The sequence below is a fragment of the Burkholderia sp. WTPI3 genome (assembly GCF_021483755.1).
In the GTDB taxonomy this organism is placed as follows: Bacteria; Pseudomonadota; Gammaproteobacteria; order Burkholderiales; family Burkholderiaceae; genus Burkholderia.
Window position 1 is genome coordinate 1 of record NZ_JAGIXF010000051.1, and the last position, 14,971, is coordinate 14,971.

The 14,971-nt window shown below is 67.5% G+C and carries 13 protein-coding genes; 4 read left to right on the forward strand and 9 right to left on the reverse strand.

All coding sequences use genetic code 11. The features are described 5' to 3' along the window. Window positions 1-111: 111 nt before the first annotated feature. Entirely contained in the window at window positions 112-1,074 is a 963-nt protein-coding gene (locus J7024_RS24315; RefSeq protein WP_234745550.1) for a 2-hydroxyacid dehydrogenase, read from the reverse strand. Between the two features lie 314 nt (window positions 1,075-1,388). On the opposite strand from J7024_RS24315, the gene J7024_RS24320 reads away from it, so the two are divergent. The 4 genes from J7024_RS24320 (at window position 1,389) to J7024_RS24335 (ending at window position 5,283) form a co-directional block, all read left to right on the forward strand. Beyond that, the gene (locus J7024_RS24320) at window positions 1,389-2,147 is read left to right on the forward strand and encodes an SDR family oxidoreductase (protein WP_124897247.1); all 759 of its coding nucleotides are present in this window, start codon (window positions 1,389-1,391) and stop codon (window positions 2,145-2,147) included. An 89-nt stretch (window positions 2,148-2,236) separates the two neighbouring features. Continuing rightward, window positions 2,237-3,523, forward strand: coding sequence for an MFS transporter (locus J7024_RS24325; protein WP_124897329.1), 1,287 nt, complete (start codon window positions 2,237-2,239; stop codon window positions 3,521-3,523). A 58-nt stretch (window positions 3,524-3,581) separates the two neighbouring features. Next, window positions 3,582-3,974, forward strand: coding sequence for a VOC family protein (locus J7024_RS24330; RefSeq protein WP_124897246.1), 393 nt, complete (start codon window positions 3,582-3,584; stop codon window positions 3,972-3,974). A gap of 67 nt (window positions 3,975-4,041) precedes the next feature. Then, window positions 4,042-5,283, forward strand: coding sequence for a citrate synthase (locus J7024_RS24335; protein WP_124897245.1), 1,242 nt, complete (start codon window positions 4,042-4,044; stop codon window positions 5,281-5,283). Between the two features lie 112 nt (window positions 5,284-5,395). Here J7024_RS24335 and J7024_RS24340 read toward each other — a convergent pair whose 3' ends face one another. The 8 genes from J7024_RS24340 to J7024_RS24375 form a co-directional block, all read right to left on the reverse strand. After that, entirely contained in the window at window positions 5,396-6,298 is a 903-nt protein-coding gene (locus J7024_RS24340; protein WP_124897244.1) for a GNAT family N-acetyltransferase, read from the reverse strand. Between the two features lie 227 nt (window positions 6,299-6,525). Next, window positions 6,526-7,725 (reverse strand): M20 aminoacylase family protein, encoded by a 1,200-nt coding sequence (locus tag J7024_RS24345; protein ID WP_124897243.1) that lies wholly within the window; start codon window positions 7,723-7,725, stop codon window positions 6,526-6,528. Between the two features lie 69 nt (window positions 7,726-7,794). Further along, a complete protein-coding gene (locus J7024_RS24350; protein ID WP_234745551.1) occupies window positions 7,795-9,264 on the reverse strand; it encodes an aldehyde dehydrogenase family protein in 1,470 nt (489 codons plus the stop codon). Continuing rightward, entirely contained in the window at window positions 9,261-10,538 is a 1,278-nt protein-coding gene (locus tag J7024_RS24355; protein WP_124897241.1) for an NAD(P)/FAD-dependent oxidoreductase, read from the reverse strand. Before J7024_RS24355 ends, J7024_RS24350 begins: the two co-directional genes overlap by 4 nt. Before the next feature lie 137 nt (window positions 10,539-10,675). Beyond that, a complete protein-coding gene (locus J7024_RS24360; RefSeq protein ID WP_124897240.1) occupies window positions 10,676-12,001 on the reverse strand; it encodes an NAD(P)/FAD-dependent oxidoreductase in 1,326 nt (441 codons plus the stop codon). Window positions 12,002-12,003: 2 nt separating this feature from the next. Continuing rightward, complete coding sequence (locus tag J7024_RS24365; protein ID WP_124897239.1) at window positions 12,004-12,738, reverse strand: cupin domain-containing protein; 735 nt, start codon at window positions 12,736-12,738, stop codon at window positions 12,004-12,006. A gap of 258 nt (window positions 12,739-12,996) precedes the next feature. Then, window positions 12,997-13,452, reverse strand: a complete 456-nt coding sequence (locus J7024_RS24370) for a helix-turn-helix domain-containing protein (protein ID WP_175750919.1) — start codon at window positions 13,450-13,452, stop codon at window positions 12,997-12,999. A gap of 139 nt (window positions 13,453-13,591) precedes the next feature. Continuing rightward, window positions 13,592-14,869 carry an NAD(P)/FAD-dependent oxidoreductase gene (locus J7024_RS24375; protein WP_124897237.1) on the reverse strand — a complete coding sequence of 426 codons (1,278 nt, stop codon included), beginning with the start codon at window positions 14,867-14,869 and terminating at the stop codon, window positions 13,592-13,594. Window positions 14,870-14,971: the final 102 nt, after the last annotated feature.

Sequence of the window (14,971 nt, forward strand, 5' to 3'; positions counted from 1 at the left end):
CATCGTCGCCATTGCGCTCCGCTTCATCGGGTCGATCGAGAAGATCCACGCTTTTCCCGGGCAGGCCGGCTGGTTTCAGCCGGCCTGCTCAACGTGCGCTTGCATGCCCCTTCAAAGCGCGTTCGGCGCCATCCTGCCGTCGAGCACGGCCGCGACGTTGTCGAGTGCCGTGAAGCCCATCTGGTCGCGCGTCTCGATCGTCGCGCTGGCCATGTGCGGTGACAGGAACACGTTGTCGAGCGTGGCGAAACGCGGATCGATGTTCGGCTCGTTGCGATAGACGTCGAGCCCCGCGCCGAACAGCCGGTGCGAAGTCAGCGCGTCGTACAGCGCGCCCTCGTCGACGAGACCGCCGCGCGCCGCGTTGACGAATACCGCCCCCTCGCGCAACAAGCCGAACTCGCGGCGCGTCATCAGCGGCGTGCCGCCGCCCGGCACGTGCAGCGTAAGGATGTCGCATTGCGGCAGCAGCGCATCGAGATCCGCGCAATAGCGCGCGCCGGCCTCGACGTCGGGCGGCGCCTGCCGCCTGTCGGTGTACACGATGTGCATCCCGAAGCCGCGTGCGCGCTGCGCCACCGCGCGGCCGATCCGGCCGAAACCGACGATCCCGAGCGTCTTGCCGTTCACGCGCGTACCGAGCATGTCGGTCATTCCGAACGACTTGCCCCAGCCTGCCCGCACGATCCGTTCGTATTCGGATGCGCGCCGGCACGCGGCGAGCATCAGCAGCATCGTGAAGTCGGCCGTGCACTCGGTCAGCGCGTCGGGTGCGTTGCTGACCACGATGCCGCGTGCGCGTGCGGCGGCCACGTCCATGTGGTCGAAGCCGGCGCTCGCGTTCGCGATGATCTTCACGCTCGGCGGCAACGCCTCGATGTGCTCGGCCTGCAGCCCCGACTTCTTGCCGATCAATACGGCCGGCGTGTCATAGCGGTTGCAGAACGCGACGACGGACGGCGCGTCCATGTCGGCGTCCGTCACATAGGCGTGGAACTCGGATTCGGCACGCGCAGCCACCGCTGCGGGAACCCGTCGCGCAACCAGCAGGCGGGTGCGTTTGTCATCAGGCATGGTCTCGTCCTTGAGTCGAAAAAACGGAACACAGCCTACGAAGCGCGCGCGCCGGCGGTCAATATTGATTGATTCGATCAACGTGTCCGCGCAGCGACGGTCGCGGATTCGAAGCGGCCCGTTCAACGCGCCGCCCGGTGCTCGTGAATGGCTTGCCGGCTTCTTGCGCGGCGTCCGCGCGAACTCAGGAAAACCCTGACGCGGCCCCGGCACGACGGGCCGGTTGATATTGATTCACAGAATCAAGATTGCTGGTGAATCGCCGCCGCGCAATGCTTTTTCCATGTTCAACGCACTGAAGACGAGGTCTTGAAATGCAGGCACGGAAAAAAATCGCGGCAGTGACGGGCGCCGGCACCGGAATCGGCCAGGCCGCCGCGATCGCGCTGGCACGCGCCGGATTCGGCGTGGCGTTGCTCGGCAGACGGATCGAGCCGCTGCTCGCGACGAAGGAGGCCATCGAGGCGGCCGGCGGCGTGGCGTCGGCCATTCCGACCGACGTGGCCGACGAAGCGTCGGTGGATGCGAGCTTCGCGCAGATCGAGCGCGAATTCGGCCGCCTCGACGTGCTGTTCAACAACGCCGGCCGCAACGCGGGCGCCGTGCCGCTCGACGACTACTCGCTCGACTTCTGGAACGACGTGCTCGCGACCAACCTGACGGGCGTCTTCCTGTGTGCACGCGCCGCCTGGCGCCAGATGAAGCGCCAGACCCCGCAAGGCGGCCGCATCATCAACAACGGGTCGATCTCCGCGCATACGCCGCGCCCGAACACGATCGCGTACACCGCCACCAAGCACGCCGTGCTCGGCATCACCCGCTCGCTCGCGCTCGACGGTCGGCCGTTCAACATCGCGTGCGGCCAGATCGACATCGGCAACGCGGCCACGTCGCTGACCGAGCGCATGAACAGCGGCGTGCTGCAGGCCGACGGCCGCGTCGCGCCCGAGCCGCGCGTCGACGTGGCACACGTCGCGCACGCGATCGTGCAGATGGCGAGCCTGCCGCTCGAAGCCAACATCCTCAACATGACGATCATGGCGAGCGCGATGCCCTTCGTCGGGCGCGGCTGACCGGACGCTTCGCCGGCGCCCACCAGAACAACGCGCCGGCCCACAATCAGGAGACAACATTGAAAACCGCAGAAGAGCAGGTTTCGGTCATGCGCGAGTTCGACGCGCACGCAGGCGCCGCCAGACGATCGCGGGTGCGCTACGGCGTACTGTCGATGCTGCTGGTGGCGACCATCCTCAACTACGTCGACCGCTCGGCGCTCGGCATCGTCGCACCGGCGCTTTCAAGGGATCTCGCACTCACCCGCGTCCAGATGGGCGAACTGTTCGCCGTGTTCGGCCTCGCCTACTCGATCGCGCTGCTGCCCGCGGGCGTGCTCGCCGACATGCTCGGCTCGCGCGTCGCGTACGCGCTGTCACTGGTCGGCTGGTCGCTCGCCACGCTGACCCAGGGGCTCGCGCATGGTTATCACATGCTGCTCGGCTCGCGCCTTGCGATGGGTGCACTGGAAGCGCCCGCCTTTCCGTCGAACGCGCGCGCCGTGACGATGTGGTTCCCGGTTCAGGAGCGCGGCTTCGCCACCAGCGTGTATGTCATGGGTCAATATGTCGGCACGCCGCTCTTCACCGGGCTGCTGCTGTGGATCTCGTCCGCGTTCGGCTGGCGCGCGGTGTTCTTCGCGACGGGCGGCTTCGGCATCCTGTTCAGCATCGTCTGGTACAAGCTCTATCGCGATCCGTCACGCCATCGCTCCGTCAACGCGGCCGAACTGCAGTACATCACCGAAGGACGGCCTGTGGTGACCGCGCGCGATCGTTTCGACTGGCGCATGGCGCTGCGCCTGCTCGGCTACCGGCAGATTCTCGCGATCTGTCTCGGCAAGTTCTGCAACAACACGCTGCTGGTGTTCTTCACGACCTGGTTCATGACCTATCTCGTCGAGGAGCGGCACATGTCGATGATCAAGGTCGGCTTCTTCCAGGCGATGCCGTTCATCGGCGCGACGCTCGGGATCCTGATCGCCGGCTACCTGTCCGACCTCTGCATCCGGCGCGGCGTATCGATGTCGTCGTCCCGCAAGGCGCCGCTCGTGATCGGCACGTTTCTCGGTGCGTCGATCGTGCTCGTCAATTTCGTGCACTCGAACGCACTCGTGATCGCGATCCTCACCGTCGCGTTCTTCGCGCAGGGCATCGGCTCGATGTCGTGGGCCGCGGTGTCGGAGATCGCGCCGAAACGCTATGTCGGGCTCACCAGCAGCATCACGAGCCTCGCGGCCAATATCGCGGCCGTCACCACGCCGCTGATGATCGGCTACGTGACGCAGCACACCGGCAACTTTTTCTGGGCGCTGAACCTGATGGGCGCAATCTGTCTCGTCGGCACGCTGTCGTATTCCGTGCTGCTGGGCAAGCTGTCGCGCATCGAGCTCTGATCCCGTTCGCATCCCCTTGCCTGCCGCTCCGGCGGCTCACCTCTTCCAGCCAACGAAAATGATCGAATTCAAATGGGATCACCTGCAACTCTGCTCGGCCGATGCCGAGGCCACCGCCACGTGGTTTGCGCGCTGCCTGAATGCCGAGATCGTGCGCCGCCCCGGCCGCGTCGACCTGCGCATCGGCACCGTCAACCTGTTCATCACGGCGCTCCCCGATGCGTGCTCGCCCGAGGCGCGCAACGGCGCACGGATGCAGGGCATCGATCACTTCGGCGTGCTGGTCGAGGATCTCGATGCCGCATACGCGCACCTCGTCGAGCACGGCGCGGAGATCGTCCAGCCCGTCACGGGAATCCGCGCCGGCGTGCGCGGCTGTTTCGTGCGCGCGCCGGGCGAGATCCTCGTCGAGGTGCTCGAGCGGCGGCCCGCCGAGATGACATTCAACTGAACCGGGTCTATAGTCGGCGCAAGCGGCCGGGCGCCGGCCGCATCCTCATCACGATCGTGGTCCCCCCATGCACAACTGGATCTCCCTGACGGAAGCCGCGCGGCGGCTCGGCGTGCGCGCACAGACCGTCTACGCGTATGCGAGCCGCGGCAGCATCGCCGTCATGCAGGATCCCGACGATCCGCGCAAGAGCCTGTATCGCGCCGAGGACGTCGTCGCGCTGTGCCGCAAGAAACAGGTCGGCCGCAAGCGTGCGGCGCTCGCGGCGAGCACGATCTTCGGGGCCGAACCGTGCATCTATAGCGGCATCACCACCTTTTCCAAGGGCCGGCCGTGGTATCGCGGCCGCGACAGCATCCAGCTGTCGGACACCGCCACGCTCGAGGAAACGGCCGCGCTGCTGTGGAATGCGACCACGCCCGTGTCGTTCGATGCGCCCGACATGGCGTTGCCGCCCGGCGAGCGCGATCGCCAGTGCGCATTCACGATGCTCGCGACGCTGGCCGCGCACGGTCATTCGACGCTCGGCCGGCTCGACAGCGCGCTGCATGTCGAGGCGGGCCAGCTCGTCGCAATCGTGTCGCGCGCCTTCGGCGCACATAACGACGCCGGTCTCGCATCGACCCATCAGCGGCTCGCCGCGGGCTGGGGGCAGGACAGCCACGGCGCCGACCTGCTGCGCCGTGCGATGGTGCTGGTGGCCGATCACGAGATCACGAGTTCGGCGTTCGCCGCGCGCATCACCGCATCGACCGGCGCATCGCTCGCGGGCTGCCTGCTGACCGGGCTCGCGACGCTGTCGGGGCCGCTGCATGGCGACGCTTCCGGTCGCGTGCGCGCGGTGTTCGACGATGTCGAGCGGCTCGGCGCCGGGCGCGTGGTCGATCATCACCTGAAGTCCGCGATTCCGATCCCCGGCTTCGGCCATCATCTCTATCCCGATGGCGATCCGCGCGCGGCCGCGCTGCTCGCGCGACTCGATCCGCCGCCGGAACTGGCCCGCTTCATCGACAAGGTGACGGCGCTCACCGGCCAGCGGCCGACCATCGACGTCGCGCTCGCGATGCTGTCGGTACAGCTGCAGTTGCCGCGCGACGCAGCCTTCGGGCTGTTCTCGATCGCGCGCAGCGTCGGGCTGCTGGCGCACTGCATCGAGCAGTTGCGCGTGGGCAAGGTGATCCGGCCGCGCAGCCGCTATACCGGGCCGGCGCTCGACGAGCGGCACCTGCGCGCCGAGGGCGAGGATGACGGCAAACTGCCGAAAGCCGGCGTGATCGAGAAGAATCGGCTGTTCAAGGTCGTGGATTGACTGCCGCGACGAAGGCCGAGTTTGCGATGACGGCCAGCGCGTTGGCGATATCGCCCGAACAGGTGAAGGTGCGCGCGCGCGCACCGAGCGCGACGCCCCGCGCCGCCGACGTCTACAACATCGCCTGACTGACCAGGCCGTACAGCCCGCATACCTGATCGGGCGCGCTGACGTGGGCCGCCGCAGGCGCGTTGCGAACCATCTTCGAGCAGGTGTCCACGCGTTTCAATCCCTGCGCGTCGAGCCAGTCCGGCAAACTCGTGCCCGACGGCACGTCGATGCGAACGAATTCATGCTCCCGCGCGCTCAACCAGTGACCGATCAGCGCCTTCGCATCCGCGTCGCCGCTCGTGCGCAGTGCGACGACCGGCCCGATCACGTCGCCACGACCGAAGCGGCGCAGCACGGAAAATCCGGCGATCTCGCCATCGCGTTCGAGCACGACGCTTTCCCCCCGCTTCAGCAGGACCGACAGCAGCGCGTCGCGCTCCAGGCCGGAAGCACGCGCGTCCAGCTCCGCGAGGCGGCGAAAATCGTCGGGCGTGCCAGCCCGCAGTCGCGCGCCCTCGGGCAGCGCAACCGCCGCAGGCCGACTGACGTTCCCTTGATATTGGTCCAGCGATCCGCACACGCTGAAGCCGAGCTTCTCGTAGAGCGGCTGGCCGGCCGGCGTCGCATGCAGGAACGTCACGCGCGGCCCCAATTCGTCGAGGAGGACTTCCATCAGCGCGCGGCCGATGCCTCGGCCCTGATGCTCGGACGACACGATCACGTGCCCGATCGCAGCACGGTCCGCACCATACTTCCAGCACATCGCCGTACCGATGACCACCCCGTTTTCCTCGGCCGCGAACGCGATTGAGGTGTCCGCGGAAAACTGCCAGTCTTCCGCCCTGAACGGCCAGCGAAGCGCCATCGAGAGTGCGTGGGCCGCGGGTACATCGGCGGCGGTAAACCGTCGATAGTGAAGCGCCGTCGCGGCGCCGGAAGTGTTCATCACGTGTTCGTTGTTCATCAAGTCATCCTTCGAAGTGGCGCTGTCTCGCAACCGGATGCAAACGACGGTGCGAGGCAGTCGCACCGGTTGCGGCCTGCGCACGGCAGCGGCGAGCTCATGGAACGAACTATAGGAAGGAATGCCATTCCTGCGCTTAACGATTCATCAATCAGTCGTTAAAGAATACTTAACGCAAGGAACGCGCGCGGCCGTTCGGCGCCGCCCGGCCGCGACCGCGCTCGGCATCACGCGCAGGTTCCCGGGAATCGCGAGAAATAGCGCTGTGCGAGGGCGACCCAATACCGGACGCCGGCCGGAATGATGTCGTCGTTGAAATCGTATTTCGGGTGATGCAGCGCCGCCGCGGCCATGCCGGCCGGCGCATTGCCGATCAGCACGTACGCGCCGGGCCGTTCCTCCAGCATGAAGCCGAAGTCTTCGGACGTCATGTTCGGCGGCACGTCGCGGTGCAGGCGTTCGTCGCCGAACGTGTCGCGAATCACCGCTTCGCAGAATGCCGTCTCGGCCGGCGTGTTGACCGTCGCGGGATAGTACTGAAAAAACTCGACGTCGACCTGCGCGCCATAGGCATGCGCCAGCGCCTCGCACGTGCGCTGGACATCGCGTTGCAGCTGTTGCTGCAATGCCGACGACAGCGTGCGGATCGTGCCGCGCAGCTCGGCGCTGTCCGGAATGACGTTGTCCGTCGTTCCCGCATGGAACATGCACACGGAAATGACGGCGGGATCTACCGGATCCTTGTGCCGCGCCGCGATGGTCTGGCACTGCAGCACCATCGAACAGGCGAGCGGCACGGGATCAAGGCCCAGATGCGGCTGCGCCGCATGCGCACCCTTGCCGGTCACGGTGATCCTGAAGCGCGAGCCCGCGGCCATGATCGGGCCGGTGCGCAACCCGAATTGCCCTGCCGGCAAACCGGGCCAGTTGTGCATGCCGAACACCGCTTCGGTCGGATATTGCTCGAACAGCCCGTCGTCGATCATCTTGCGCGCGCCCGCGCCGCCTTCTTCTCCGGGCTGAAACACGAAATGAACCGTGCCCGGCAACTGCGGCGATTCCTTCAGGATGCGCGCCGCGCCGAGCAACATGACGGTGTGACCGTCGTGCCCGCATGCATGCATGATCCCATGGGTGCACGATGCATGTGCGAAGTCGTTCGCTTCGTGGATCGGCAATGCATCGAGATCCGCGCGCAGCACGATTCCCCTGCCCGGATCCGCTCCGGGCAGGCTCGCGACGACACCCGTACCGCCTAGCCCGCGCGACACCGCGTAGCCGAGCGCTTCGAGCTCGCGGGCGACGACGTCGGCCGTCCTGTGTTCCTCGAATCGCAGCTCAGGATGAGCGTGCAGATCGCGGCGCAACATCGCCCAGTGTGCGCGATGCGCTTCCAGCGACGTCTCGGGGATGATGGGATCATTCAATTCAGGCACCTTCGGAAAGCAAACGGTTTCGATTCTGCACGGCTGCCGCGTTCGCGTGCAGCCGTTCCATCAATCGTAGAAGCCCAGGATCGACTTGACCTCCATGTACTCCTCCATCCCTTCGATCCCGTACTCGCGACCGTTGCCCGACTGCTTGTAGCCGCCGAACGGCGCCTGCGGGTCCCATGCAGGGTAGTTCAGATGCACCTGGCCCGACCGGATGCGTGACGCCACCGCGCGCACGCGTTCCTTGTCGGTGCCCTGCACGTGCGCACCCAGCCCGTAGACCGTGTCGTTCGCGATCGCGACGGCTTCGTCGACGGAGTCGTAAGGCAGGATCGCGAGGACCGGACCGAAGATCTCCTGCTGCGCGATCGCCATGTCGGTACGAACGTCGGAAAAAATCGTCGGCCGCGCATAAAAGCCACGGTCGAATCCCGCCGGCCGCCCGGGGCCGCCGGCGATCAGCTTTGCCCGTTCGTCGATGCCCGTGTCGATCATCTGCGCGACCCGGCCGAACTGCGCGCGATTGGCGAGCGGCCCGTGCGTCGTCGCGTCGTCGAACGGATCGCCCACGACCAGCCGCTGCGCTGCCGCGACGGCCAGTTCCTCGATCGCGCCGAGCGCGTCGCGCGGCACGATCATGCGGGTCGGTGCGCTGCACGACTGGCCCATGTTCCGGAACGCGGCGGCCACGCCCGGCGCGATCGCACGCGACAGGTCCGCATCGGGCAACACGATGTTCGGCGACTTGCCGCCGAGCTCCTGCGCGACCCGCTTGACGGTCGGCGCTGCCGCTTGCGCAACCAGCACGCCCGCACGCGTCGAGCCGGTGATCGACACCATGTCGACCTCCGGATGAGACGACAGCGCGGCGCCCACCGCCTCGCCGCTGCCGCTCACCAGATTGAACACGCCGGCGGGCACGCCCGCATCGGCGATCACTTGCGCAAACAGCAGCGCGCTGAGCGGCGACAGCTCGCTGGGTTTCAGCACCACCGTGCAGCCTGCCGCGAGCGCCGGACCGACCTTCGCGGTGATTTGATAGATCGGCCAGTTCCACGGCGTGATCAGCGCGCACACGCCGATCGGCTCGCGTACGACCGCGGTCGTCCCGCGCCGCGTGACGAACGGGTAGCTGGCCAGATTGTCGCGCGTGACCCGGATGTGTTCGGCCGCAAGCGGCACATGGGCGCTGCGCGCGTAGCTGATCGGCGCGCCCATTTCCAGCGCGAGCGCCGCGGCGAACTGCTCGGCACGCTCGAGCATCAACGCATGAACGCGGTCGAGCAGCGCGGCGCGTTGCGCCGGCGCCGTCGCGGCCCAGCGCTCGAACGCGTTGCGCGCGGCCCGCACCGCGCGGTCGGCATCGCGCGCGTTCCCGAGCGGGATCTCGCACAGCGTGTCTTCGGTGGACGGGCAGACGACCGCGAACCGGCCGTCGCCGTCGGGCAAGACCCAGTCGCCGTCGATGAAGAACCGATCGAGCCTGCCGTTTTCCATCAGATGGCCAACGGGTGAATTGACGGGCGAATTCATTGCAAAGTGTCCTTGAGTCGATACCATGCGCCGACGAACGGCAGAAACCAGGGTTTGCCGAAATGGCCGGGAATCGCGGGCCAGTCGAAGCTTTTCCACGGATTGAGATCGGCGCGTCCGTCCATGATCTCCGCCATCAGCGTGCCCATCAGCGTCGCCATGTGCGTGCCGTGGCCGCTATACCCCATCGAGTAATACACGCCGTCGCGCTGGCCCGCGCGCGGCAGGCGGTTGGCCGTCATGTCGACCATCCCGCCCCAGCAATAGTCGATGCGCACGTCGGCCAGTTCGGGAAACACGGCAGCCATCTGCTGTCGCAGGATCATCCCGCTGCGTTCGTCCGAACGCGGGTTCGACGTGGCGAAACGCGCCCGTCCGCCGAACAGCATCCGGTTGTCGGGCGTGACGCGGAAGAAATTGACGAAGTTCTTGGTGTCGGTGGCCATCCGGCGGGTCGGCAGCAACCGGTCGAGCAACTCGCGGGGCAACGGCTCGGTGACGATGATGAACGCGCCGACCGGCACGATCCTGCGCCGGATCCAGCCGAACGGCCCGACCTGCGAGATACCGCTGGCGAGCAGCACCTGGCGCGCGCGGATCTCCCCGAGCGGCGTCCGCACCGCGTACGTGCCGCCCGCTTGCCTGGCCAGACCGAGAACGGGCGCATGCTCGAGAATGTGCGCGCCGCGCGCTTGCGCGGCGCTCGCCAGGCCGCGCACATAGCGGCCGACGTGCATCCCGGCACTCTTCTCGAAGATCAGCCCGCCGTGATAACGGTCCGAACCGATCTCGTCGCGCAGCTCGGCTTTCGTCACCACGCGCGTGTCAGGGTCCACGCTCGCGGCGAGCAGCGCCTGGCTTCGCACGAGCTTGTCGTAGTGCTCGGGCTTCGCCGCGAGCTTGAGCTTGCCGCGCCGCGCGAAATCGCAATCGATCGACTCTTCCCTGACCAGCCGCTCGACCGTGTCGACGCCCGCATCGAACGCGAGATACAGCCGGTTCGCCAGTTCCGTGCCGATGCGCCGCGACAGGAACGCGTAATCCTGGGCGAAGCCGTTGTTGCACATGCCGCCGTTGCGTCCCGACGCCGCCTGTCCCACGGTGCCCGCTTCGCAGACGACGACCCGTGCGCCTTTTTTCGCCAGCGCCAGCGCGGCCGCCGAGCCGGTGATCCCGCCGCCCACCACCACCACGTCGCAACTTCCGTCCGGCCGCTGCGGCGAGCGGCTCACGAATGGCTCGGACGTATCGAGCCAGTAGGAACCGAAACGCATTACACACTCCCATGTCGGCAGCACCGGGCTGCAAAGCGCGGCGAGCATTCATCACATCGATCCGGCCGCTCGCACGCTGTCCGGATCGAAACGCATCGTGCCGAGGCCGTCACCGTCGCACGCGTGACGGCTCCGGCCTAGAAATCGGCGACCTTGCCCCATGCGGAATCGGCGAAACGGCTGGGCCGATATGGCAACGGATCGACCAGTGGTTGCGTACCCGTGGCGAGATCCGCGATCAGATGACCGGCGCCGGGGCCGATCCCGAAGCCGTGCCCGGAAAAACCCGCCGCCAGGATCAATCCAGGCACGCCCGGCACTTCGCCAATCCCCGGCACGCCGTCCGGCGTGCTGTCGACGAACCCGGCCCAGGCATGCGTGATGGTCGCGTCGCGCAGCTCGGGCAGCAGTTCCACCGCACGGCGATACGTTTCGGTGACCGTCGGCATGTCGGGTTTCGGATCCAGAATGCGCACCGCCTCCATCGGGGTCGGCGCATCGAGCCGCCAGCGCTTGAGCGTTTCGTGGCCGCCGCGCATGCCTTCGAGGCCGCCCGGCAGCAGATTGCGCCAGCGCTTCGCGAACATCGGCACGAATTGCGGCGCGAAGCGCAGGAACTGCGGCGTCAGGTCCACGCGCGCGCGGCCGCTGATCGCAAGCGCGTAGCGCCCGTCGCTGCGGCGGGTCACGGACACGCCGGACGTATACATCGCATCGGGCAGCGGATGCTCGACGGGCGACACGCTCAGGATCGACTGCCTGATCGACGCCTGCGGGAAACGGATGCCGAGCTGGCGGCAGAACGACGACGCCCATGCACCGCCCGCGAGCACGACCGTCCTGGTCTTGATGACGCCCGCCTCCGTGACGACGGCGCTGACGCGGCCGCCCTCGAGCTCGACGCCGCGCGCGGCGCAGTGCTGGTGGACGCTGCCGCCGAGCTTCATCAATGCGGCGGCCACGGCCGGCGCGGCCTTGCCCGGATCGGCCGTGCCGTCGCTCGGCGAGAATACGCCGCCTTTCCACTGCCGCCCGGTGGCGCGTCCGCGCTCGCCGGCCTGCTTGCTGTCGAGCATGTAGGTCGTCACGCCCGCGGTTTTCGCGAAGTCGCCCCAACTGGCCCAGCGCGACAGCTCCTCGTCGTCATTGCTCAGATACAGCAGCCCGCAGCGATGAAAGCCCGTGTCTTCGCCGGATTCGGCGGCGAAGCGCTCCCACAGATCGATGCTCTTGCTGGCCATCGGCAACTCGCGCGCGTCGCGGTTCTGCTGGCGGCACCATCCCCAGTTGCGGCTCGACTGCTCGGCGCCGATGCGGCCCTTCTCGACCAGCGCGACCGACACCCCGCGCCGGGCAAGGTAATAGGCGGTAAAGACACCGATGATGCCGCCGCCGATCACGACGACGTCGGCCGAAGCCGGCAGCGTGGGGGAAGTTTCTATGTGGCGCAGCGGAGGGGACATGGTCAGTCTCGTTCGGTTGATGCTTGGACGTTTTGCACGACGTAGAATTTCGCCACGCGTTCACTGCTCTCCCACCCGATCGGCGCGCCGCGCGGCACGAACAGCGCGTCGCCGGCGCCGAGCGACAGGACGCCGCCGTCGGGCGCCGCGAACCGAACGCCGCCGGCCAGCAGGAGCATGAACTCGTTCACGCGATGCGGCCGGATGATCCGGTGATAGGGCGTCGAGTCCCACGTGCCCGCGCAGTACTCTGCGCCGTCGTCGAGGAAGACGTTGTCGCTGCGGCATTGCGGCGCTGGCCCGAGCAGCACCTCGGCGGGCAGCGACGACGACGGCTTGAAGTCGGCATCGGCGCGCAGCGCAATGAGGCCGCGCCTGGTCGGTTTCGGGCACGCGGCGGTGCAGAACACGAGAAGCACGGGCGATTGCGCGGCGACGCGCAGCGCCGTGCCGCCGCCGATGACCGCCCCTTCCCGCGGCCCCAGCACCAGCGGGGCGGCCCCGTCCGCTTCGAGCATCAGTTCGCCTTCGACGACGACGATGGTTTCAATGTGCGGATAGCTCGGCACGTCCAGCTCGCCGACGAACGAGATACGTCCGGCGGCCATCGCGTCTGGCCCTTCCCACGCCACCTCCCGATGTCGCGCGAAAGGATCGTTCTCGCCGAACGCCTGCTTGCGGAACGTGGTTGAAGGCTGTGTGCCGTCGGCACGATGCAACACGAAAGCTGCGGTCATTTCTGCTCCTGCCAGTGCGCGACGGTGTTGTCGAGAATCCGTCGCGCGATATCGAAAATCGTCGTTCACGGACGCTCGATCCGCAAACCCGTTAGGACAATTGATCGGTTCAAAAAAATGTGACGCCCGTGATTCCTGCCTTGTCCCGTAGGCGGCCAGCCGTTTCCGCCATTGTGCCGGCGCAGCCCGTCCCGCTGATTAACCACCCCAAAACCACGCGTTAAGCGCCGGATAACGGTCACGCCGCGTGCGCTGCGCCTACGCGACGTGACACGATGCTTCGCGACGTTCGGCGCGCGGGCGCACCGGCGACGTTCTCGCCGACACGCCAGCCGGCCGCGCGACCACGTAATCGCGCGGCGTGATCCCGAGCACCCGGCGAAAATGCCGGCACAGGTGGCTCTGATCGAAGAAGCCGACTTCGGTCGCGACGACCGACGGCGCCAGGCCGGCGCGCAACAAGTCCTGCGCCCGCCGCACACGCACGAAACACAGATACCGATGCGGCGACAAGCCGACTTCGCTGCGAAAGCGCGCGGTGAAACGCGACACGCTCAATCCGGCCACCGCCGCGAGCGTGTCGAGGTTCAGCGGCTGCGCGAACGACGCGTCGATCGTGCGCAGCACGTCGTCGATCGCCGTCGATACGGGCTGCGCGACACGCACTGCGCGCGCCGCCGCGCCTTCGGCCCGATCGTGGAACAGGGTCGTCATGCTCTCCGTCCTCATGCAGCGGCCAGCGCGTCGAATCGCGCGTACGGGAACGCGCCGATCGGCTCCGCCATCGTGCCGCCGGCGGTGAGCGGGAAAATGCATCGTGCGGTCATGTCGAATCCTCCGGGGGGCGGCCGCTTCAGTGCAGGAAATCCTGCATCCGGTAATACGCGCCGACGAGCGGCAGGAACCACGCGTGCCCGAAATGGCCGGGCATCGCCGGCCAGTCGAGCTCGCGCCACGGATTTGCCGCAGCCGCGCCGTACAGCACGTCGGCCATCACGCGCCCCATGTGCACGGACATCTGCACGCCGTGGCCGCTGTAGCCCATCGAGTAATAGAGCCCGTCGTGCTGGCCCGCGCGCGGCAGCCGGTCGGCGGTGATGTCGACCAGCCCGCCCCAGCAGTAGTCCAGCCGCACGCGGGCCAGTTCGGGGAAGTAGCCGGCCATGCCGGCGCGCAGGATGTCGCCGCTTTTCGCGTCGGAGCGCGGGCTCGACATCGCGAAGCGCGCGCGTCCGCCGAACAGCAGCCGGCTGTCGGGCGTCACGCGAAAGTAGTTGCCGATCTGGCGCGACGTCACGTACGCGCGGCGATGCGGAAACAGCCGGTTCAGCTGCGCGTCGGGCAGCGGCTCGGTCACGACGATGAAGCTGCCGACCGGCGCGATGCGTCGCCGGAACCACGCGAACGGCCCGTGCTGCGATGCGCCGGTCGCGACCAGCACGCGATCGGCGACGATCGTGCCGCGCGTGCAGGTGATCGTGTGGCGTTCGCCGTCGAGCCGTTCGAGCTGCGTGACGGCCGCATGCTCGTACAGACGCGCGCCGGCACGCGCGGCCGCTTGCGCGAGGCCGACGCCGAACTTGCCCATGTGCATCTGCGCGCCATTGCGCTGCAGGAGCCCGCCGTAGAAGCCGTCGGAGGCGATTTCATCACGAATCCGCGACGGCTCGATCAGTTCGATATCGGGATCGACGTCGCGCCGCAATGCGTCGAACGTCTTCGCGAGTCCCGCGAAATGCTGCGGCTTCGCGGCCAGCTTCAGCTTGCCCGCACGCCGGAAGTCGCAGTCGATCGCGTGCTCGGCGACGATCGTCTCGACGCTCTTCACCGCGCTTTCATATGCCCGATAGAACTGTTTCGCAGGCTCGGCCCCGATTCGCGCCGCAAGCGACGCGTAGTCCTGCGCGACGCCGGTATTGCACTGGCCGCCGTTGCGGCCGGACGCCTCACCGGCAATCTGCGCGGCTTCGAGCACGACCACCGATACGCCGCGCTGCGCCAGCGCGAGCGCCGCCGACAAGCCGGTAAAGCCGCCGCCGATCACGACCACGTCGGCGCGCCCTTCGACGGGGCCTTCGCAGCCGGCGTGAAACGCGGGGCGGGTGTCCAGCCAGTACGATTCGAGTTTCATCGGATCCTTCTTTTGCATGCCGGCGACGGCCGTTCAATGAGAATCATTTAATCACCGTCAAAAAGCGCAGTTGCCGCGTATTCGCGCACGGCACGCATACAA

Coding starts and splice junctions, on each gene's coding strand:
- J7024_RS24365 (WP_124897239.1), bottom strand. CDS start 12,738: ATGACCGCAGCTTTCGTGTTGCATCGTGCCGACGGCACACAGCCTTCA.
- J7024_RS24350 (WP_234745551.1), bottom strand. CDS start 9,264: ATGAATTCGCCCGTCAATTCACCCGTTGGCCATCTGATGGAAAACGGC.
- J7024_RS24340 (WP_124897244.1), bottom strand. CDS start 6,298: ATGAACAACGAACACGTGATGAACACTTCCGGCGCCGCGACGGCGCTT.
- J7024_RS24360 (WP_124897240.1), bottom strand. CDS start 12,001: ATGTCCCCTCCGCTGCGCCACATAGAAACTTCCCCCACGCTGCCGGCT.
- J7024_RS24325 (WP_124897329.1), top strand. CDS start 2,237: ATGCGCGAGTTCGACGCGCACGCAGGCGCCGCCAGACGATCGCGGGTG.
- J7024_RS24335 (WP_124897245.1), top strand. CDS start 4,042: ATGCACAACTGGATCTCCCTGACGGAAGCCGCGCGGCGGCTCGGCGTG.
- J7024_RS24315 (WP_234745550.1), bottom strand. CDS start 1,074: ATGCCTGATGACAAACGCACCCGCCTGCTGGTTGCGCGACGGGTTCCC.
- J7024_RS24370 (WP_175750919.1), bottom strand. CDS start 13,452: ATGACGACCCTGTTCCACGATCGGGCCGAAGGCGCGGCGGCGCGCGCA.
- J7024_RS24355 (WP_124897241.1), bottom strand. CDS start 10,538: ATGCGTTTCGGTTCCTACTGGCTCGATACGTCCGAGCCATTCGTGAGC.
- J7024_RS24375 (WP_124897237.1), bottom strand. CDS start 14,869: ATGAAACTCGAATCGTACTGGCTGGACACCCGCCCCGCGTTTCACGCC.
- J7024_RS24330 (WP_124897246.1), top strand. CDS start 3,582: ATGATCGAATTCAAATGGGATCACCTGCAACTCTGCTCGGCCGATGCC.
- J7024_RS24320 (WP_124897247.1), top strand. CDS start 1,389: ATGCAGGCACGGAAAAAAATCGCGGCAGTGACGGGCGCCGGCACCGGA.